Source organism: Pseudoxanthomonas dokdonensis (assembly GCF_001431405.1).
GTDB classification, from domain to species: domain Bacteria; phylum Pseudomonadota; class Gammaproteobacteria; order Xanthomonadales; family Xanthomonadaceae; genus Pseudoxanthomonas_A; species Pseudoxanthomonas_A dokdonensis.
Genome location: NZ_LDJL01000017.1, coordinates 56017 through 77171, shown reverse-complemented (window position 1 = coordinate 77171; position 21155 = coordinate 56017). Strand labels below are relative to the sequence as shown.

The 21155-nt window shown below is 64.1% G+C and carries 16 protein-coding genes; 6 read left to right on the top strand and 10 right to left on the bottom strand.

Features of this window, described 5'->3' with window-relative positions:
- The 4 genes from ABB29_RS14690 to ABB29_RS14675 all read right to left on the bottom strand — a co-directional run bounded on the left by ABB29_RS14690 (position 1) and on the right by ABB29_RS14675 (position 5367).
- On the bottom strand, positions 1-1857 hold the full coding sequence (locus tag ABB29_RS14690; protein WP_057660380.1) for a hypothetical protein: 1857 nt from the start codon (positions 1855-1857) through the stop codon (positions 1-3).
- A complete protein-coding gene (locus tag ABB29_RS14685) occupies positions 1850-3430 on the bottom strand; it encodes a site-specific integrase (RefSeq protein ID WP_057660378.1) in 1581 nt (526 codons plus the stop codon). The genes ABB29_RS14690 and ABB29_RS14685 overlap by 8 nt, the downstream gene beginning before the upstream one ends.
- Entirely contained in the window at positions 3417-4694 is a 1278-nt protein-coding gene (locus tag ABB29_RS14680; protein WP_245622650.1) for a site-specific integrase, read from the bottom strand. The genes ABB29_RS14685 and ABB29_RS14680 overlap by 14 nt, the downstream gene beginning before the upstream one ends.
- Positions 4695-4881: 187 nt before the next feature.
- On the bottom strand, positions 4882-5367 hold the full coding sequence (locus ABB29_RS14675) for a single-stranded DNA-binding protein (protein ID WP_057660374.1): 486 nt from the start codon (positions 5365-5367) through the stop codon (positions 4882-4884).
- Positions 5368-5522: 155 nt separating this feature from the next.
- On the opposite strand from ABB29_RS14675, the gene ABB29_RS14670 reads away from it, so the two are divergent.
- On the top strand, positions 5523-6521 hold the full coding sequence (locus tag ABB29_RS14670) for a polyprenyl synthetase family protein (protein ID WP_057660372.1): 999 nt from the start codon (positions 5523-5525) through the stop codon (positions 6519-6521).
- 600 nt (positions 6522-7121) lie between these two features.
- On the opposite strand, the gene ABB29_RS14665 is transcribed toward ABB29_RS14670, so the two are convergent.
- From ABB29_RS14665 to ABB29_RS14650, 4 genes are all read right to left on the bottom strand, one after another.
- The gene (locus tag ABB29_RS14665; RefSeq protein ID WP_057660371.1) at positions 7122-7910 is read right to left on the bottom strand and encodes a dienelactone hydrolase family protein; all 789 of its coding nucleotides are present in this window, start codon (positions 7908-7910) and stop codon (positions 7122-7124) included.
- 49 nt (positions 7911-7959) lie between these two features.
- Positions 7960-9363: a UDP-N-acetylmuramoyl-L-alanine--D-glutamate ligase gene (murD, locus tag ABB29_RS14660; RefSeq protein ID WP_057660369.1), complete on the bottom strand. Its 1404-nt coding sequence runs from the start codon at positions 9361-9363 to the stop codon at positions 7960-7962.
- Positions 9344-10702: a UDP-N-acetyl-alpha-D-muramoyl-L-alanyl-L-glutamate epimerase gene (gene murL, locus ABB29_RS14655; protein WP_057660367.1), complete on the bottom strand. Its 1359-nt coding sequence runs from the start codon at positions 10700-10702 to the stop codon at positions 9344-9346. The genes murD and murL overlap by 20 nt, the downstream gene beginning before the upstream one ends.
- 90 nt (positions 10703-10792) lie before the next feature.
- Positions 10793-13453: a bifunctional aspartate kinase/diaminopimelate decarboxylase gene (locus ABB29_RS14650; RefSeq protein WP_057660364.1), complete on the bottom strand. Its 2661-nt coding sequence runs from the start codon at positions 13451-13453 to the stop codon at positions 10793-10795.
- A 140-nt stretch (positions 13454-13593) separates the two neighbouring features.
- Between ABB29_RS14650 and ABB29_RS14645 the strand changes: the two genes are divergently transcribed.
- Complete coding sequence (locus ABB29_RS14645) at positions 13594-14475, top strand: PhzF family phenazine biosynthesis protein (RefSeq protein WP_057660534.1); 882 nt, start codon at positions 13594-13596, stop codon at positions 14473-14475.
- Positions 14476-14503: 28 nt separating this feature from the next.
- On the top strand, positions 14504-15382 hold the full coding sequence (locus ABB29_RS14640) for a PhzF family phenazine biosynthesis protein (RefSeq protein WP_057660363.1): 879 nt from the start codon (positions 14504-14506) through the stop codon (positions 15380-15382).
- A gap of 49 nt (positions 15383-15431) precedes the next feature.
- On the opposite strand, the gene ABB29_RS14635 is transcribed toward ABB29_RS14640, so the two are convergent.
- Positions 15432-17099 (bottom strand): amidohydrolase, encoded by a 1668-nt coding sequence (locus tag ABB29_RS14635; RefSeq protein ID WP_057660361.1) that lies wholly within the window; start codon positions 17097-17099, stop codon positions 15432-15434.
- A gap of 110 nt (positions 17100-17209) precedes the next feature.
- Positions 17210-17647, bottom strand: coding sequence for an OsmC family protein (locus ABB29_RS14630; protein WP_057660360.1), 438 nt, complete (start codon positions 17645-17647; stop codon positions 17210-17212).
- Between the two features lie 283 nt (positions 17648-17930).
- Here ABB29_RS14630 and fusA point away from each other — a divergent pair, with 283 nt between their 5' ends.
- The 3 genes from fusA (at position 17931) to ABB29_RS14615 (ending at position 21088) form a co-directional block, all read left to right on the top strand.
- Positions 17931-19976 carry an elongation factor G gene (fusA, locus tag ABB29_RS14625; protein ID WP_057660358.1) on the top strand — a complete coding sequence of 682 codons (2046 nt, stop codon included), beginning with the start codon at positions 17931-17933 and terminating at the stop codon, positions 19974-19976.
- A gap of 221 nt (positions 19977-20197) precedes the next feature.
- Complete coding sequence (locus ABB29_RS14620) at positions 20198-20596, top strand: HU family DNA-binding protein (RefSeq protein WP_057660356.1); 399 nt, start codon at positions 20198-20200, stop codon at positions 20594-20596.
- Between the two features lie 177 nt (positions 20597-20773).
- The gene (locus tag ABB29_RS14615; RefSeq protein WP_057660354.1) at positions 20774-21088 is read left to right on the top strand and encodes a DUF3861 family protein; all 315 of its coding nucleotides are present in this window, start codon (positions 20774-20776) and stop codon (positions 21086-21088) included.
- Positions 21089-21155: the final 67 nt, after the last annotated feature.

Sequence of the window (21155 nt, the reverse complement as noted above, 5' to 3'; positions counted from 1 at the left end):
TCAGGTCAGGGCCAAGGGAATTATCTCCGGACCAAGCGCCTCCATGGAGGGCACCTCCACCACGCCAAGATCCAGGAGGGCACGGCGAACCGGAGAGGGATCGTGCCCATCCGGAATCCTGAGGATCGCTCCCTCCAGAACATTGGGATGCTCCAACGCCATCCGCATCGCCTTGACGTGCGCGAGCTTCCACTTGTGATTGTCCACCCAACGATCGGCACCAAAGTCGCCATCCTTATGAGCTTTCATGGCCTGCTGGAGCAGATTTTCCGTCTGCGCCTCCAGAAGACGAATCCGGTCCAGCGTAATGTGATCGCCCTTGATGCAAACATGCTCCTTGCAGGTCATGCATTCGCGCTGTTTCTGGCACGGCGCCATGGCGTAGTCGTGTACGCACATACCATAGAGCGTTGCTTTGGCCGTTCCCAGCCGATCAACCCCGAGCTCCTGATATGTCACCGGCTGACGATGCTTGATTCGCTCAAGCAACGGCGCTGGCTGCATCGGAAGTAGCTCTCGGGCTGCCTCTAGGCGCTCCTCGGGCGAACGATGGTCGTAATGACGGTTGTCGGAAACCTTTGCACGGCCGGCCCATTGCGCCAAGGTGTAGTCGTCCATGCCCGCTCGCTCTGACATCGTGCTGAGCCAATGACGGAGCTGGTTCGATGTCAACGTGATTCGCGTGCTATCCGAATTCCGCAGACCCATGCGGTCAAAAAGAGATTCACCGTGGCCGCTGCCAGCGCCCAGGCGCTTATTCACCTCGTTAGCGCTTGGAATCCGCCATGAGTCTGGCCTGATTTCCTTTTCGCGACTGAACTCATTCTCTCGATGCAAGCACAGCGCGCTCCAGGCCTTCAGCACCCTCTTCTCATCAAGGAAGGGCCAGTAGAAGCCGCCAAATTCCTTGATGAGATTGGACGTGCTGACATCTCTCGACGACGACGCTGAGCCTTCGAACGTCATCTTGGCTACCTCACGTGCGGGATTACCGATTTCGACCAAGCGCCGGACGGCCTCTTTCACGACGTCATGCATGACAGGCACGACCCACTTCTTCGTCGCGCCTTTGCCCTTGGCCGCATTCCAGCACAGGAACATCTGAAGAACCCCATCGTCATCTTCCTCCCACTGAATGCAGTCAACAGGAAGCTTCAGGACTTCGGAGACGCGACCTGGCGCAGCCATAAGCAGGATGAAGATTGATGAGTAGAACTGACTCTCCCGATCCTCAGCCTGCGCGAACACGTCGGCAACTGCGAGCATTGCCTCATTAGAGGGGAGCTTTGCCACACGATGGGCCTGCCCCGCTTCGCCGAGATCCTCGGTCAGGATGACCGGCTTCTTGAAAGGAGACTTCCAAGCTGGCAACGACGGGACAAGGCTCTTCTCACGCAAGAAGTTGAATATAGCTTGAAGTTGCAGCCCGGTTTTGTGGTGCACGTCTTCGCTGGAGTAGAATTCCTTGCACTTGTTGGCGCAAACGTCCATTACCGCACCGCTCAGGAGACCGACATCTGCTCGGCCACAAGCCGCCAGCAATCCTGCCTCCACGCAGCGAAGCGCCTGGAGCATCATTGCCAAGCTCTTCACCGGCCTGTGGCTATACTGGTATCGAATGTATGCCTTTGCGAACTGCATGTATGGTTCGGCGAAGGGCATGAAAGAGTATGAATCCAGATGTGCTGTCTTCGTCGCGAAGACGACTACGGTTTCGTTTTGCTGCCATTTGTCGCGATCCCAAGCACCACCATTCTCGAAGGCAGTCAGGTCCTCTTTTGCCAAGCGTATGAATTCGGCAAGGTTTTCGCTGGCTTCGCGCTCAGCGCGGGGCACGAACTGGACGACATCACCCATGGGCGCCCGCCTCCAACAAATTCGCGTCAAGCATCTCAGCCCTCGCATCCTTGCACATCGAAACACAGTGCTCGACGGCAAGGATCAGCTGGTCATTGGCATTAACAATGACGTTAGAGCAGCCTGCCTCCCGGATGCGCTCCTTCTCGGCATATAGGTCCACCAGCACCTCTTCGTGCGGCCCGTCGACCCACGGCTGGAAGTGAAAGCAGGTGTAGCAGGCGCGGTAGCCGCTAGCGCAGAATCCATAGTTCCCGCAGGTTCCCACCGCGTGTTGACGGTCATTCGGCACACGGCTCCGTGGATCGTCACCGCGAATTGCCTCACGTTCAGAGCGAACAAGCTTGCCGAGGCAGGCTTGCGCGAAGGGGGCAAGCTTGGCACCCACCAACTCATTGATGACTACCGCCTCCTGAGCAGTGTTCTCCGTGTACACACGCACGTTCTGGGTGTCAGAATGATCCAGCAACTCGGCAATGATGACTGCACCGAATCCCTCTCGGCGAAGCTTTGTGCCTCGTGTGTGTCGGAATCGCAGTGCCGAAAGCCGAATGAATTCACCAGTGCGCTCCGAGTGCGCAGTCGACGCCTTCGCGCAACGCTGTAGAGCGGAGTCGAGCGAGTCAATCTTTGCGTGCAGTTGATCTGGCGCGCCACCCATCAGGTAGTCAGTGAGTTCGTCGACATTTCCGACATCCTCAAGCTTGTTGCGATTGAGAAAGATTGGTACTTCACCTGCCAGCGCAGGACCAACCGCCCCTCCGATGGCTTCGGAAACTGCGGCAACGGACTGTCGATGCTGCTGCCGAAGCACCAGATAAAGGTCTTCAAGGATGGCAAGAGACCGGTAGGCACCCCGAAACGCGAGGCCGCGTTGCTTGGCTCGCGGAATATTGAGCCTGAACATGGGCGCGCCATCACCTGCCTCACGATCCAGGTCCCGCCCCCTGAGCGCTGCAATCTGGACAGGACGCCGTGCGGTCATCGCCAAGGTGAGCAGATAAGCGTAGTCCTCGAATGCGATGTCCTTGCGTGCCACCGCGAGGTTAGCCCAATCCAAGAGCGCAGCCATCTCGAGGTCGGTGTAAGGCCCACTCTCCGGGCAACCACTGGCGACGGCCGCACCCTTTTCGTTCCCCTGTATTCGCCAGCCTTGAAGAAGATCAACGACTTCGCTGGTAACACCTTCAAACCCGTAGTCGTGCCAGGCAAGCAGAAAGCCCTTCAAGCCGCCCAACTGATATTGCTCGTCTGCCGCAAGGCTGGCGCGCCAGTTGATGAGGTCGACCACCGTAACCTGCGACGCTCCTGTGTCCCGCAGGTAGCGCTTGAAACGCGTCTCCATATTTCGCGTATGACGAGCAGATGCCTCTTCCGCATAGCGCAACAACGTTGAGCGAAAGCCAACCTCGGTTCTAACGTCGATAGTCCCCGGAAGCGCCAGTGCAATCTGCACGTCCTTATTCAATCGCCAATGGTCATCCGAAGGTTTGAACGGATAACCATCCTTAGACACTACCTGGATAGTCGACTTCCTCCCAGCATCGGTCTGCTTTGGATTAGCGCGGATCATCACCACCCTCCTTGGAGTTATCGCTACGCTTGGGATGAGCGGCCTGCACCTGACGAGCGGCCTTGTCGCTGACTTCACGGATGTGGCGCCGGTTGTACGTTGCTCCCGATGCCTTGCTGCGATGACCGTTCAGGAAAGCACGAACATCCAGCTCCCTAGCCTCGCTGATCGGCGATGCCTCAGCATTTTCTGCCGACCGGATCTTGGCGTTGTGCTTGTCAATGCTGACGGAAAGCTCGTAGTTGAAGTGGTGTCGTAAGGCATGGGGATGGATAGCCTCGAAGGCGGAGTCCACCGAGCGCATCCGCGAAAAGATCTGACTGCTCAGAGCCGAGGCGGAGAGCGGCTTGCCCCATGTGCCGCCCTTCCTGTGCGAGACAAGCAGGTAGGGGTGCCGTCTAGCGGGGCCGATCCTGGGGCGGACATTCAGCATGTAACGGTCGATCTGATTGGCGAGCGTCTCAGGTATCGGCAATGGCCGCTCCTTGGTCTTGGTTACCGGCTGATAGGGTCGCGGGTCATGCCTATCATCCTGATTGCGCCGAACCCAGACGTGCGGTTCATGGCCCAAGTCGAACTGGTCGAGCCGCAAACTCAATAACTCCCCTCGCCGCATTCCGGTGTGTCTTAGCAGCCCGAAGATGATGGCATTGCGTAGCTGGACTTCCGGGTGCCGGAACGGATTGCGCGGATCACCCTCAGCGCCTATCGCCATGAATCGTTCGACTAACTCGGATGGTGGCGAGCGCAGATCCGAATCGTCATCCCTCTGTTTTGCCAACCCGCGCGGTCGGTGCTTGCGGATGGTTCTGGCCATCCGCGCGATTTCCTGTGCGATCCGTGATGAGTTCTGGTGCTGTGTAACGACTGACGCCGTGAATTCGAGGTAGTCGGCGAACGTGCTGATGCGATTGAAGTGTTGTTGCCCACCAATGGTGGCAAGTGCCTGACATGAGGCAACTCGCGCCTCGAGGAAATCTACGACGACGCTCCGTTCCTTTTCACCGTCTCCAACAGAACTCAACTCCCGCATGTCGAGCTTGGCGAAATCTCGAAGCGAGACTATGTCTGCCACCGTAAGAAAGCGGCCGTTGCGGAACTCTGTGATCAGGTCTCTGCCATTGGCTTGCTCCCATCGCAGGAGCACAACGAGATCAGCAAGCTTGTTTCGGATCGTGTTGACGGCCGCTCCGGCATTCCGAAGCTGGGAGGTAGCGAACAGGGTCGGATAGAACAGAGGCACGCCCTGCTCATCGTGGAGCATTGGGACTCGCTCCCCTTCGCTAAGCACGTGAACTGACAGCATGGGCATTGCCCTTCTTTTACTGTTTCTACATGTGTAGGACTATATACGAAATTTTTAGCCGTGCAAGAAGCGTTGAAAAAAAGAAAAGCCCCGTAAAAACGGGGCTCTCCTTGAATCTATATCACCACTCTTGATCTAGTGTTCGCTAGAACGGGATGTCGTCGTCCTCGAAGTCATTCATCGGCGCCTGCTGGGCCGGGGCCGGCTGGCGACGCTGCGGTGCGGACGAGGAACCGTATTCCTGGCGCTGCGGACGCGACTGGCGTTCGCCGCCACCGCCACCGCCGCCACCATCACCACGACCGCCGAGCATCTGCATTTCGTCGGCGATGATGTCGGTGGAATATTTCTCGACGCCATCTTGGCCGGTGTACTTGTCGTAGCGCAGCGAGCCTTCGACATAGACCGAGCTGCCCTTGCGCAGGTATTCGCCGGCGATTTCGCCGAGCTTGCCGAAGAACACCACGCGGTGCCACTCGGTGCGTTCCTGCTGGTTGCCTTCCTTGTCCTTGCGCACGCTGGTGGTCGCCAGGCTGATACGGGTGATGGCCATCCCACCTTGGGTGTACTTGGTGTCCGGGTCGTTGCCCAGGTTGCCAACCAGAATGACTTTATTGATGCCGCGGGCCATATTTCTCTTCCAGTAAGGGCGCCCGCCAGATGCGGGCATTGACCAGTGGAGTATAACCGCCATGGCCCGCGCCATCAGAGCCGCGACCGCGGCAAGGTAGGAAATCTCCGTGGCCGGGGCCGTATAATCGGTGGTACTCCGCCACTCGCCTGCCCATGTCCGTCGCCTCCCCTGCCCCGTCCCCACTGGCTCTCGACCACATCCAGACCCTGGCCGCCGCCGACATGGCGGCGGTGGACACGTTGATACGCAGCCGGCTGGCCTCGGACGTGGTCTTGATCAACCAGATTGCCGACCACATCGTCTCCGCCGGCGGCAAGCGGCTGAGGCCGATGCTGGTGGTGCTGGCCGCGCGTGCCTGCGGGCCGGTCAACCCGGCCCAGCACCAGCTGGCGGCGATCATCGAGTTCATCCACACCTCGACCCTGCTGCACGACGACGTCGTCGATGAATCCGACCTGCGTCGCGGCCGCAGCACCGCCAACGCGTTGTGGGGCAATGCACCCAGCGTGCTGGTCGGCGATTTCCTGTATTCGCGCAGCTTCCAGCTGATGGTCGAACTAGACCGCATGGACGTCATGCGCATCCTCGCCGACACCACCAACCGCATCGCCGAGGGCGAAGTGCTGCAGCTGTTGCACGTGCACAACCCGGACACCGACGAAGCCGCCTACCTGCGCGTGATCGAGCGCAAGACCGCGGTGCTGTTCGCCGCCGGCACCCAGCTGGGTGCGCTGGCCGCCGGTGCCAGCCAGGCCGTGCAGCAGCAGTTGTACGACTACGGCATGAACCTGGGCTATGCGTTCCAGATTGCCGACGACGTGCTCGATTACACCGCCAATGCCGCCGACCTGGGCAAGAACCTGGGCGATGACCTGGCCGAAGGCAAGGCCACGCTGCCGCTGATCCACGCGGTACGTCATTCCGACGCCGCCACCGCGGCGCGGCTGAAACAGATCATCGAGAACGGCGAAGGCGATGCGATGCCGGAAGTGCTGGCCGCGATTCACGCCACCGGCGGCCTGCAGTACAGCCAGCAGCGCGCCGCCGAATATGCCGATGCCGCCGAACGCGCATTGCAGGATCTTGCGCAGAACGAAGCCGTCGCCGCCCTGCGCGGGCTGGCACGCTACGCAATCGAACGCCGGCATTGAATCAGCGGGACAGCGGCCGGAATCCGACCTCCCTGCCCGCGTCCCGTTGCAGTCGCCCCCCTCCGTAGAGCCGAGCTTGCTCGGCTGCTGTTGCTTTATCACGCCATCACCACAAGCACTGCGCGGGCGTCGAGTGACCCGCAGCGGAGCAAGCTCCGCTCTACGGTGCGCTGATCCGGGTAACCCTGCACGTAGAGCCGAGCTTGCTCGGCTGCTGTTGCTGTCTCCACATGACCACAAGCACTGCGCGAGCGTCGGGTGACCACAGCGGAGCAAGCTCCGCTCTACGGGTGCGCTGATCCGGGTAACCCTGCACGTAGAGCCGAGCTTGCTCGGCTGCTGTTGCTGTCTCCACATGACCACAAGCACTGTGCGAGCGTCGGGTGACCACAGCGGAGCAAGCTCCGCTCTACGGGAATGTTCGGTAACTGCAGCGGAGCAAGCTCCGCTCTACGGTGCACTGATCCGGGTGACCCTGCACGTAGAGCCGAGCTTGCTCGGCTGCTGTTGCTGTCTCCACATAACCACAAGCACTGCGCGAGCGTCGGGTGACCACAGCGGAGCAAGCTCCGCTCTACGGGGGTCGAGTGGCTGCGGTGATCAATCCTGATCGAGTACTTCGTCGAGGAAATCGTCCATCATCCGGTAGGCGCGTCTGGCGGCGCGCGGGTTGTAGACGCAACCCGGTGGATCGTTGGCGTTCTCGAGTGCGAAGCAATGTACCGCGCCGCTGAAATTGACGAACTGCCAGTCAGCCCCTGCGGTGTTCATTTCCTGCTCGAAGCCGGCGATGTCCGGCGCCACGCCCTGATCATCGGCGCCGTTGAGAATCAGCAGCGGGGCCTTGACCGCACCCGCCTTGGCCGGCAATCCGGTCTTCAGGCCGCCGTGGAAGGTCACCACGCCGGCGATGTCGGCGCCGCTGCGGGCCAGTTCCAGTACGCTGGAGCCGCCGAAACAGAAACCGAAGGCGGCAATCCGGTTCGCATCCAGCGGCGCCTGCCCGGCCTGTGCGCGCAGCGCTTGCAGCGCCGCGTTGACCCGCGCGCGCATGCTGGCCGGATCCGCGTACAGCGGCTTGACCTGGGCCAGCGCTTCCTGCTTGTTGGCCGGGCGCACGCCCTTGCCGTACATGTCGGTCACCAGCACCACGTAGTCGTCGCCGGCGATCTGTTTGGCTTTGGCCACCGCCGCATCGGTCACCCCCAGCCAGTCCGGCACCATCAACAGGCCCGGGCGCTGTTCGCGACTGGCGTCGTCGTAGACCAGAAAGCCTGAAAAGGTCTTGCCATCGACCTGCCATTCCAGCGGTTTTGCCTGCACGGCGGCCAGCGCCGGCTCCGCCACCATCATCAGCAACACAACACAGCAACCAAGGATCCCGCGCATGTCCCGCTCCGGCTTGTGTGGAAGCCCGCAGTCTATCGCGCCGCCGTTGTCAGCGGATGCCGAGCCCCTGGATATGGCTGATCCGGTCCGGATCGAAGCCGGCCAGGCGGGCGAAATCGCGGCCGCGCGCGACGTAATCGCGATACGGCCCGAAACTCGGTGCACCCGGCGACATCAGGACCACGCCCTCGCCCTGTAACTGCTGGCGCGCCTGCGCTACCGCATCGGCCAGGTCAGTGGCCGCCGACAGGCGCAACAGGCCCTGCGCGGCCAGCGGCGCCAGCAGCGCATGGATACGGGGACCGTTCTCGCCCATGGTGATGATCGCGCGTGGTGCCTGGCTGTGCATTCGTGCGGCGAAATCGTCCCAGCTGACGCCGCGATCATGGCCGCCGACCAGCAGTGCCACGCGCTGGCCGGCATGGCATTCCAGCGCCGCCAGCGTCGCATGCGGGGTGGTGCTGATCGAGTCGTTGACGTACAGCACGCCCTCATGGCGGCCAAGCCGTTGCAAGCGGTTGGGCAGCGGGGTGAAGTCGACCGCCGCCGGCGCCAGCGCGCGTGCATCCAGGCCGGCCGCTTCCAGCACGGTCAGCACCGCGCACAGATTGCCGCGGTTGTGCCGGCCAGGCACCGGTACGCTCAAAGTGTCCATCACCCGCTCATCGCCGCGATACAGATCATCGCCACGCAGATGCCAGCCATCGGCATGGTTGAACCAGCGCACCTCACTGTCGGGCAGCGTCAGCCCGGCCAGTTGCGGATCGGTGGCGTTCAACACCGCGATGCGTGGCCTGGCAGCCGTCACCAGCGACAGCTTGTCGCGTACATAGGCCTGCTGGCTGCCGTGCCAGTCCAGGTGTTCGGGAAACAGGTTCAGCACCGCGGCGATGTCCGGGCGCGCGCCGCTGGCAGCGACATCACCGGTCTGGTAGCTGGACAGCTCGATCGCCCAGTAATCCGGCGCCGCTTGCGGGTCCAGCACTTCCAGCAACGGCACGCCGATATTGCCGACCAGTGCGGTGCGCTGACCGCCGGCACGCAGCAGGTGCGCAAGCAACGCGGTGGTGGTGCTCTTGCCCTTGGTCCCGGTAATGCACAGGCTGTGCGCCACGTAACCCTCTGGGTTGGCGTGTTCGGCAAACCACAGCGCGGTGCCGCCGATGAAACGGGTTCCAGCGGCGATGGCCATCCGTACAGGGGCCGTGTTCGGGCTGATGCCCGGCGATTTCACCACCACGTCGAAGCCGGACAGCAGCTCGCCGTCGATCTGCGTCCGTATCTCGATCAGGGCATCATCCAGCGCTGCGACTTCAGCCGCTTCGTCGGCGTTGCACAGCACGCTCAGGTGGAGCAACGGCAAACGCCCGCGGATCGCGTGATAGGCAGCGCGGCCTTCACGGCCCCAGCCCCACAACGCTACCCGCTGGCCTTCAAGCTGCGAAATGCGCACGCAGGCGTTCCCACAGGCCAGCCGGGATGTTGTGTTCGTCAGCAATCTGCAGCAGCGGTGCCAGCGCCAGCGCCTGCGGATCCAGCTGCGGGCGGATGTCACGGTTGAAACGGCTGACCAGCGCATCCTCGCGCCACTCCGGCCGGTCGCCCAGCGTGGCCATCGCCGCGCGCGACTCCTGGCCTTCGCCGACGCATTCGAACGGTTTGTGGTTCTGGTATTCGAGCAACGCGTCAAAGCCATCGACCTGGCTAGCATCGTCGAGCAGGTTGCGGCCGAATATCCGCACCAGTCGCGGCTTTGGCATGAACGGCGCCAGCGCCAGGAACACGAAGTGGCACTTCGGGCAGACCCCGCACCAGCGATTGACAGGGCGCTCGCCGAGGATGTGGAAATTGCGGTTGCAACTGGAAAAATGCGCGTCGTAATGATCGTTGCGGGCAAACTGGCGGGCCACCGCCAGCTCCGAGAACGGCCGCAGCAGCGAGTAATAATCCAGATCGCTGGCGATATGGCTGTGCACGTGCGCGGCCAGTGCCTGTTCGAATGCCCAGCCCTTCGACCACTGGTGGTTGACCTCGCCGGTACCGGGAATCAGGCTGCCGTAGCTGGCCGAGCGCTCGTTGGAGAACACCACCTGGTTGGCATTTTTCAACAGCGCCGCCAGCAGCAGGATCGACGAGTTGATCGCGGTGACCGGAATGTGTCCATTCCAGGCGCCCTGGCGGTTGTACTCGAACAGTTCCGGCGCCAGCGAGCGCTGGATGTTGAGCAGCGGCAGGCCGGTGCGCGCGGCGCAGGCGGCGATCAACTGCGAGCCACCAATCCAGCTGACCGTCTGGGCGACGCCGGCCGCACGCAGCGCCTCGATGCTGACCAGCGAATCCTTGCCGCCACCGATGGCAACCAGCGCGTGCTGGTCCAGGCCCTGGACCTGGGCCGACGCCGCTGGCAACGACTCATCGACCGGAAAGCGGATGTGGCCATGCAGATCCAGTTCGTTGCGGTAGGCAAACTCGCCCAGCCCGTTGAGGTAGACCTGCTCCATGAATGCCGCGGTGGCGGCATCGATGCGGTAGCTGTCGATGGCGATGGTCGGCGGGATCGCTGCCTTGTAATAGCTGACGCCGGTTATCAGGTGCAGCAGCCGCAACGCCTGCTCGACCGCGTCCGCAAGCGCCTGCTCGAGGACGAACGGAGCGCCGGGAATGGTCACGGTTTCGGTCAGTTCCGGACCGTCGTCAAACGCATAGACCAGCCGTGCCACGCCGGTCTGCGCATCGAACGTGCAGCGGACGAAGTGGAAAGTGGTGATGCTGGTTTTGTCAAAATGGTTCATGCAGGTTCCGTCAGTCTTGCGTCACCGCCGCAGCGCATGCCGGGCGGGGAAAAATAATGGCGTCGGTGGCGGTCAACCGCGACGCCGGTGTCATCGTGCAACCACGTCGGCTTGCGCCACACCGGCCCGCACTTCGGCCTGCCCGCCGCCATCGATGATCGCTTCGACCGGCAGCGCGCGCAGGTTGTACTGGTTGGCCATCGAGAAGCCATAGGCGCCGGCATCGGCGAACAGCAACACATCCCCTTCGCTGGTGGCGGCCGGCAACGGACGGCGCTTGCCGAACACGTCGCTGGATTCGCAGATCGGCCCGACCACGTCGAAATAATCCTGTTGGTGATCCGCGAGTCGGCTGAGGTTGGCGACGTCATGCCAGGCGTCATACAGCGCCGGTCGCATCAGCGCATTCATGCCGGCATCGGTGCCGACCCGGCGGATGCCCTGCTTGTCGACCACCTGGGTGACCCGGCTCAGCAGCACCCCGGACTCGGCCACCAGGAAACGGCCCGGTTCAATGGCCAGCTGGTAACCGGGGTACGCCGCCTTGATTTCCTCCAGTCCGGCGCCCCATGCCTCGAGGTCGAACGGCTCGTCGTCGGCGGTGTACGGAATCGGCAAACCGCCACCGATGTCGATGGTTTCAATGCTGCCAATCTGCTCGGCGATGCCGCCGAGTTCGTCGCAGACCTGGCGCCAGTGCTGCGGTGTCTCAACGCCGCTGCCCAAGTGCGCGTGCAGGCCGACGATGCGTACCTGCAGGCGCTGTGCGAGATTGACGAATTCAGGCAGGCGCGCCAACGGCAGGCCGAACTTGGAGGCCTTGCCGCCGGTGTTGACCTTCTCGTGATGGCCATCGCCGCGGCCCAGATCGACCCGCAGCCAGATCGCCCGGCCCTGGAACAACTCGCCCCAGCGCTGCAGCGCCTCGACATTGTCGAGGGTAACGTTGACGCCCCTGTCGAGCGCGAACGCGTACTCCGAACGCGGTGCGAAACTCGGGGTGAACAGGATGTCGTCCATCGCCAGCGCCGGTACTTCCCGCAACACCCGTTCAAGCTCCGCCTGCGATACGCATTCCAGGCCAAAGCCTTCTTCGACCAGCGTGCGCAGGATGTGCGGGTGCGAGTTGGCCTTGATCGCGTAGAAGCGGCGATCGATCGCGCTGATCGCCGCCAGCGCGCGGGCACGGGCGCGCACCGTCGGCAGGTGATAGGCGTAGTGCGGTGTGCCGGCCTGGGCCAGCGCCAGCAGTTGTTCGCGCTGCTCGGGCGCATGCCACCAGGGCGTTTCGCGGCGACGCACCTGGCCTTCGATTTCTCGCCAGCGCGGGCCGAACACGCTGGCGTCGCCGGTCGGCATCGCGCCACTGTCAATCAGCGCCGCATGCAGCACCGGCAACAGTCCTTCGGCGTCGGCCTCGTCAATGACGAAGGTCAGGTTGAGATCATTTGACGACTGCGAGATCAGGTGCACGCGTTCACGGCCGAACATCGCCCAGACATCGGACAACTTGTGCAGCAGCGAGCGCATGCCGCGGCCGACCAGGGTCACCGCGGTGCACGGCGCGATCACCTTGACCCGGCAGATCTGCGACAGGTCATTCGACAGCGCCGCCAGCACGTCGGTATTGACCAGGTTCTCGCTGGGGTCCAGCGACACGGTGACGTTGGTTTCCGAGGAACCGATCAGATCCACCGACAGACCGTGGTTGCGGAACATCGCGAACACGTCGGCAAGGAAGCCGACCTGTTGCCACATGCCGATGCCTTCCATCGACACCAGCACGATGCCGTTGCGGCGACTGACCGCCTTGACCCCCGGCACGGTGACGCCGTTGCCGTCGATGCTGGTGCCGGGCAGTTCAGGACGCTCGGTATCGAGGATTGCCATCGGCACGCCAGCATCGCGGCATGGTTTGATCGAGCGCGGGTGCAGGACCTTGGCGCCGGTGGTGGCGATTTCCTGTGCCTCGTGGTAGTCCAGCCGGGTCAGCAGGCGTGCGTCGGGCACTTCGCGCGGATTGGTGGTGAACATGCCCGGCACGTCGGTCCAGATCTCGACCCGCTGCGCGCCGAGCAGGGCGCCGAAGTAAGCGGCCGAGGTATCCGAGCCGCCACGGCCGAGCACACAGGTGCCGTGTTCGGGGTGGCGGGCAATGAAGCCCTGGGTCAGCAGCAGGCCATGCGGTTGCTGGTTGAAACGCGCGCGCCAGTCATCGTCGCGCCGGGTCTGGCACGACACCGACAACCGCTGCGCCCACGCGGTCTGGTTGGGCAGCAGGGTGGCATCGAGCCAGTCGCGCGCATCCATCCAGCCAAAATCCAGTCCCTGCGCGGCCAGGTAGGCGGCGCCGATGGTCGAGGACAGCAGTTCGCCCTGTGCCAGCACCTCGGCCTGCCAGTCGAGACTGCGGGGACCAGCGCGCTCATCGACCAGCAACGCCTGCAGCGCCGCCAGCCGCTGGCCAAGCACCGTCTCGGCATCCAGTTCCAGTTCGCTGACGAAATCGCGGTGGCGCTGGACCAGTTGCTGGACCCGCTGGTTGCTGTCGGCGGCGCCATCGGCGATCGCGGTCAGTTCATTGGTAACCCCGGACAAGGCCGACACCACCACCAGCACCCTCGCCTCCTGCGCCTGCGCCCGTTTTTTCGCAATCCGGCCGATGTTGTCCCAGCGATGGCGACGCGACACCGAAGTGCCGCCAAACTTGAGTACGACCCAACGATCAGATGCAGGATTGGCAGAAGACATGGAAGATGGATGTGGGGAAAGCCCGGCCTTGGGCGAGAACCGTCGATTCTAAACGATGCGCCACCGGTAAATCGCCCTGAAAAACCTGCTTCAGCGTGTCTCCACACCGCCCCGCAACTCCTTTCATGAGCAACCATTCGATGACCACCCGCCGCTACCTGCAACTGGATGTGTTCGCCGACCGCCCCGGCGCCGGCAATCCGCTCGCCGTGATCCTGGACAGCGACGGCCTCGACAGTGCCGCGATGCAGTCAATGGCGGCCTGGTTGAACGTGTCGGAAACGGTGTTTTTCCTGCCGGTCGAACAACCCGGCCAGCGCTACCGCATCCGTATCTTCACCCCCGGCCAGGAACTGCCATTCGCCGGCCATCCCAGCGTTGGTGCGGCCTGGGCGGCCCTGCATGCGGGCCTGGTCGACGAAGTTGCGGAACTGCAGCAGGAGTGCGCCGCCGGCGTGCTGCCGGTCCGCAACAGCGTGCTCGCGGGCAGCCGCATCATCGAGCTGCGCACACCGGCCGCACGCCGGATGCCGATACCGGCCGCGACCGGCGATGCCTGCTCGCGCTGGCTGCCTGGCGCGCGCATCGGCCAGCTGGGCGCGGCCCTGTGGAACAACGGCCCAGGCTGGTGGCTGGTGGAACTGGCCGATGCCAGCGAGGTCCGCCGGTTGCAACCGGACCTGGCCGCGATCGCCGCGTTGAGCCGCGATACCGGCGCGGTCGGGCTGGCCGTGTTCGCGCTGACCGCTGCCGCCGACGCCGGGCAGGCAGCCTTGGTTACCCGCGCCTTCTGTCCGGCCGACAACGTGCCTGAAGATCCGGTCACCGGCAGCGCCAATGCCTGCATCGCCCATGCATTGGCTGCGGCCGGCCGCCTGCCGGGTGGCCACGACCACTATCTGGCCAGCCAGGGACGCGAGCTGCAACGCGACGGCCGTATCCAACTGCGGGTGGATGCGCAAGGCGAGGTCTGGATCGGCGGTCAGGTGCAGTTGGTCATCCAGGGCACGCTCAGTTGGTAAGCTGCCCAGCCCTTTCGAGTGTTCCGTCATGACCTCACGCCGTTTCGTCCAGGTGGACGTGTTTGCCGATCAGCCCGGTGCCGGCAATCCGTTGGCGGTGGTGCTGCAGGCCGACGGCCTGGACGACGCCACCATGCAGGCGATCGCGCGCTGGACCCGGCTGCCGGAAACCACGTTCGTGTTCCCGCCCAGCGAAGCCGGTGCCAGCTATGCGATCCGGATGTTCAGCCCACGCCGGGAAGTGCCGTTTGCCGGCCATCCCAGCGTCGGTACCGCACACGCGGTGCTCGATGCCGGTATCGCCAGCGCGGTTGATGGCATGCTGGTCCAGCAGGGCATCGCCGGCTTGTTGCCACTACGGGTGACCGGAAGCGGCAAGGACCGCAGCATTGCGGTGCGCACGCCGCGCGCGCATGTCGTGCAGTTGGGCGATGTGGCGACACTGCCGGTGTTGGGCGATGCGCTCAAGGGCATGCCGGCCGGGGCGTTGCCGCCGGTGCTGATGGACGGCGGCCGCCGCTGGTGGCTGGCCGAACTGCGCGACGAAGCCAGCCTGCGCGCGGCCCAGCCGGACTGGATTGCCATCATGGCGCTGGCCAAGGCCACTGACAGCATGGGCGTGTGCGCGTATGCGCGTTGCCACGGACAACCCTACGATCTGGCGGTGCGCGCGTTTGTCGGCGCCACCGCGGCCTTCGAGGATGCCGCCTCCGGTGCCGCCAATGCGACGCTGGCGGCATGGCTGGCCTCGCGCGGCGCGATGCCCGGTGGCGGCGACACCTACACCGTCAGCCAGGGTCGCGAAGTCGGCCACGATGCGCGGCTGGTACTGCACGTCGACGCCGCAGGTGACGTCTGGTCCGGCGGCTGCGTGCAGACCGTGGTCAGCGGGCAGCTGGACTGGTGAGCGAACGTTTCATGGTCGCCCTCCCGCGCACGCTGCCGTCCGGCCTCGCTCACTTGCGCTGGTAGACCGCCGCACCGTCGACCCAGGTCGATTCGATGTCCATCGCATCCAGCTGCGCCGGCTCCAGGGTCAGCGGGTCCTGGCGCAGGATGACGAAATCGGCGCGTTTTCCCGCAACCAAGGTGCCGACCACGTCTTCATCGCCACCGGCAAACGCCGCGTCACGGGTAAAACCGGCCAGCGCCTGGGCGATGCTCAATCGCTGCTCCGGCAACCAGCCGCCCGGTGGCTGGCCATCGCGATCCTGGCGGGTGACCGCCGCATACAGGCCCAGTCGTGGGTCCGGCGATTCCACCGGGAAATCCGAACCCAGCGCCAACCGCGCACCACTGTCCAGCAACGCCTGCCATGCATAGGCGCCGTGGATCCGCTCCGGCCCCAGCCGATCCTGCGCCCATGGCATGTCCGAGGTCGCATGGGTCGGCTGCATCGAGGCGATCACGCCCAACCGGGCCAACCGTGGCAGATCTTCCGGGGCCAGCACCTGGGCATGCTCTATCCGCCAGCGGTGGTCGTCGCCGGCATGCGTGCCGAGCACCTTCTGGTAGGTGTCGAGCACAATCCGGTTGCCACGATCGCCGATCGCATGGGTGGCTACCTGGACGCCGCAGGCACGGGCTTTTGCGACGTCGGCCGCGTAGGTCTGTGGATCGGTGACCAGCAGGCCGCGGTTGCCATGATCGTCGCTGTAATCCTGCAGCAAAGCCGCACCACGACTGCCGAGCGCACCATCGATATACAGCTTGACGCCATCCATCTGCAAACGCCCGCCCGGATGACGGTACGGTCCGTTGTGGCACAGATCGTCCAGCGCGGCATGGTCGCCGTCGGCATAGGCGTCGATGCGCAACGGCAATCGGCCCTGATCCGCCAGCTGCTTCATCAACGCCAGATCCTCGCGCGACACGCCCATGTCATGGACGCCGGTCAGGCCATTGCTGACCGCCGCCTGCAACGCCGTGGTCAATGCCTGTTCGCGCTGTGCGGCGGTCGGCGCCGGCACCACCGCATTGACCAGCGCCATCGCGCCGTCGATCAACACGCCGCTGGGCTGGCCATCGATGCGTTCGATGCGGCCACCGTCGGGCTGCCAGTCGCCGGCCAGCGATTTGCCCGCGCCAGCTTCGGCCGCACGCAGGGCTGCACTGTTGGCCCAACCGGCATGGCCGTCCACCCGCTCCAGCCAGACCGGCCGATCCGGGAATGCCGCATCCAGGTCGGCGGCATCGGGAAAGGACTTCTGCGCCCAGTCGTTCTGGTCCCAACCGCCGCCGAGCAGCCACGCACCCGGCGCCAACTGCGCGGCATAGTCGCGCAGCCGCTGGACGATTTGCTGTTTGCTGGCGGTGCCGGTCAGATCGGCGCGGGTCAGCGCATAGCCCAGCCCCATGATGTGGCCGTGCGCATCGATCAGACCGGGAATCACCGTGCTGCCATTCGCCTCAACCCGACGCGCGTCGGCAAAACGGCCCAGCAGCTGTTCACGGCTGCCCAGCGCCAGCAGTTTGCCCTCGCCGTCCCAGGCCATCGCCTGCACCAGCGGCTGGGCCGGATCCAGGGTGTGGATGCGTTCGGCGGTCAGCACCGTCACCGTGTCGGCCGCCGACGCCAGCGCACAGACACTGCAACACACCATCAGCAAAAGACCACGACGCATGCAAGCCTCCCCGGCTGTGCCAGTTGTTCTGGTTGCCGCGACTATGCCTGCTGCAGCAGCGAGCAACAACCGCTGATGCTGGCCAGCTCATCAGGTCAGGCCGGGATGGCTTATTCGATCAGATTGGCCTGCAGCGTCACCGGCACCGACAGCGCGCGTGAAATCACGCAGCCGGCCTTGGCTTGCCCGGCGATCGCCTCGAAGCGGGCGACGTCGATGCCCGGGACCCTGGCCGATACGATCAAGCGGATGCCGGTGATGGTCGGCCCCGGTTGCATGCCCGGATCCATCGATACTTCGGCCCGGCTCTGGATGGCCTCGACCGCGAAGCCCTGCTGGCCGAGCATCGCCGACAGCGCCATGCTGAAACAACCGGCATGCGCGGCAGCCAGCAATTCCTCCGGATTGGTGCCCTTGGCATCGCCAAAGCGGGTCTTGAATGAATACGGCTGGGCGTCGAACAGGCCGCTTTGCGGCGTGGTCAATGCGCCCTGGCCGCTTTGCAGGTCGCCCGTCCAGACCGCTTCGGCGTAGCGTTTGAGTGTCATCTCGATACCCTCCCAGAAAAAAATAATCGGACAAGGAATCCGCAGTGTAGAACGCGCCCCGTGCTTTTTTGATGATCCGGGCCAGGCCATCGCCGGCATAGCCGATACCGCACTGCGGCTTGACCGCCGCGACGCAGCTGCCGATGCTGTCTGCCCGCCATGACCACCGGCCGGGCTGCCGCCCGTGCATGCGCCGCTGTGTCCGCATGCGTTGCCCGGCTCGCCGTGACGGCCACCTGCCCCGCGCAGGCACTTCCTCGATCACGATCAGGAGTCCGGCCTCATGTCATACACCACCCAAGACATCCGCAACCTCGCCCTGGCAGGCCATGCGGGCACCGGCAAAACCACGTTGTTCGAAGCCCTGCTGCATGCCGGCGGCCAGTTGCAAGCGACAGGCACCATCGAACGCGGCAACACCGTGTCCGACCATGATCCGATGGAAAAGAGCCGGCGCCATTCGCTGGACAGCGCCATTGCCAGCTTCGATCACGGCGGCATCCACCTCAATCTGATCGATACCCCGGGCTATCCGGATTTCCGCGGTCCAGCGCTGTCGGCATTGTCGGTCACCGACACCGCGGTAATCGTGATCGACGCCGACAGCGGCCTGACCCATGGTGGCCGCCGACTGCTGGAGCGCGCCCGCCAGCGTGGCCTGTGCCGCGCCATCGTGGTCAACAAGATTGATCAGGACGATGCCGACTGCGCGCGGGTGCTGGCCGGGCTGCGCGAACAACTGGGGCCGGAAGCGCTGCCGCTCAATCTGCCCGCCGACAACGGCCGTCGGGTGGTCGATTGCTTCCGCCAGTCCGACGGTGACTGCGATCTGGGAGACGTCGCCCGCTGGCACCAGCACATCATCGACCAGGTGGTCGAAGTCAACGAGAGCGTAATGGAGCGGTTCCTGGATGCCGGCGAACAGGCTCTGTCAGGCCAGCAACTGCACGACGCGTTCGAACAATGCCTGCGCGAAGGCCATCTGCTGCCGGTGTGTTTCGTCTCCGCGCGCACTGGCACCGGCGTGGCCGAACTGCTGGCGATCATCGAATCACTGTTCCCCAATCCGACCGAGGCCAATCCGCCGGCGCTGGTCCGTGGCCACGGTACCGGCAGCGTCCGCTTCAGCGCCCACGCCACCGCCGATGGCCATGTCATCGCCGACGTGTTCAAGCTGATCAACGATCCGTTCGTCGGCAAGCTGGGTATCTTCCGGGTCTACCAGGGCTCGGTGCGCAAGGACGCCTCGCTGCTGCTGGACGAGGCCCGCAAACCGTTCAAGGTGGCGCACCTTTACCGCATCCGCGGCAAGGATCACGAGGAAATCGACGCCGCCATCGCCGGTGACATCGCCGCCATCGCCCGCATCGATGATCTGCATTTCGATGCGCTGCTGCATGACAGCCACGACGAGGACCAGGTGCACCTGGCCCCGCTGGAGCTGCCGGCACCGATGTTCGGCCTGGCGATCGAGGCCACCAGCAAGGGCCAGGAACAGAAACTGGCGCTCGCCCTGGCCAAGCTGGCCGAGGAAGACCCGGCCTTCGTCGTCGAACACAATGCCGAGCTCAACGAAACCGTGATTCGCGGCCTGTCCGACCTGCACCTGCGGGTCATGCTGGAGCGGCTGAAGGAACGACATGGCGTTGAGGTCACTACCCATCCGCCGCGCATCGCCTACCGTGAAACCATTGCCGCCAGCGCCGATGGCCAGCACCGGCACAAGAAGCAGAGCGGCGGTGCCGGCCAGTTTGGTGAAGTGCAGTTGAGCGTGGAACCACTGCCGCGTGGCCAGGGTTTCGAGTTCATCGACGCGGTCAAGGGCGGCACCATTCCGGGGCAATTCATCCCCGCGGTGGAGAAAGGCGTGCGCCAGGTGCTCGACAGCGGCGCCATCGCCGGTTACCCGCTGCAGGATGTGCGCGTGACTGTACGTGACGGCAAGCACCATCCAGTCGACAGCAAGGAAGTCGCGTTCGTGGTGGCCGGTCGCAAAGCGTTCCTGGAGGCGATTGCCAAGGCCAGGCCACAACTGCTTGAACCGATCGTTGACCTGGAAGTGCGGGTACCCGAGGCCCAGGTCGGTGACATCACCGGCGGCCTGGCGGCACGGCGTGCACGCATCAATGGCACCGACAGCGAACGCGGCGACATCGTGGTGCGGGCGCAGGTGCCGCTGTCGGAACTGGATGGCTATGCCACCGAGATCAAGTCGATCAGCGCCGGCCGGGGCAGCTACGCCATCGAATTCAGCCATTACGAGCCGGTGCCGGCGGCGGTACAGCAGCGACTGACAAGCCAGTATCGCCCGCGTGCGGATGACGATTGAACGCTGCTGTCTTGCAGCAAGGACATCACATGGGTCGGGCAGCGAAGGCAAAAAAAGCGCCCGCGATGTCATGTTCGGGATGAAAAGTACGAAAAAGCCGGTTTTTTTGCGTTTTGGACTTGGCGACACGCGGGCTTTGCCCTACATTTCGCATGCCGGATGTTTCCGGCCCGGAGCAGTTGCTCACGATTACCCACTTACTAGCGTAGAGACAGGACACTATGGCAAAGAGCACCAAGAAAGCAGCGCCCAAAAAGGCCGCCAAGAAAGCTGCACCGAAAGCCGCTGCAAAGCCGGCCGCGCTGAAGCCGATCAAGGACGCCCTCAGCAAGTCCGGGCTGGTCGCCCACATTTCGGAAGCCACCTCCGTGGCTGCAAAGGACGTCCGCGCAGTGTTGGCATCGCTGGAACAGGCCGTGCACGCTTCGGTGCACAAGAAAGGCGCCGGTTCCTTCACCCTGCCGGGCCTGCTGAAGATCACCGCCGTGGCGGTGCCGGCCAAGCCCAAGCGCAAGGGCATCAACCCGTTCACCAAGGAAGAGCAGGTGTTTGCTGCCAAGCCGGCTTCGGTCAAGGTCAAGGTCCGTCCGCTGAAGAAGCTGAAGGACGCCGCAGCCTGATCTGCGCGCCAGCGACATGTGTTGAAGACGGGACGGCTTGCCGTCCCGTTTTTTTTGCCTGGCTGGCGGCTGAAGCCAGCGCCGCGGCGGCGCTGGAACACTCCGTCGCGGCTACGCCACTCGCAGCCGGCGCGGGCCGGTCCTATCGTGTAGGCACACTCCCGCCAGACCGCCGCCATGTCGACCCTGCCCCGCAAACCCAGTCGTTACCGCATCACCGTGACCCCGGTCGAAACCGACGGGCTCCCATGCAGCGGGCGCTGCAGTATTGAATTCGACCAGGCCTGCGAGCAGGACTGGATGCGCCTGCTGGAAAGCAACCAGCGCAGCCGTGGCCTGAGTGGCGACGAACGATCAGCGCTGGTGGTGGCGGTACAACTGCTGCAGGGTCTGATGCACCGGCATCGCCAGGCACAGCCGGACATGTTCGCCAAGCTGCGGCCGCAGCTGGACGAATTCATCCGCGGCCTGGGCCTGGACGCGACGCGCTAGCCATTCCCGTCGCAGCCTGTGGTCCTAGTCCCGCTGCGCACCGCCGGGCCTGCAGCCAGCGGCCTGG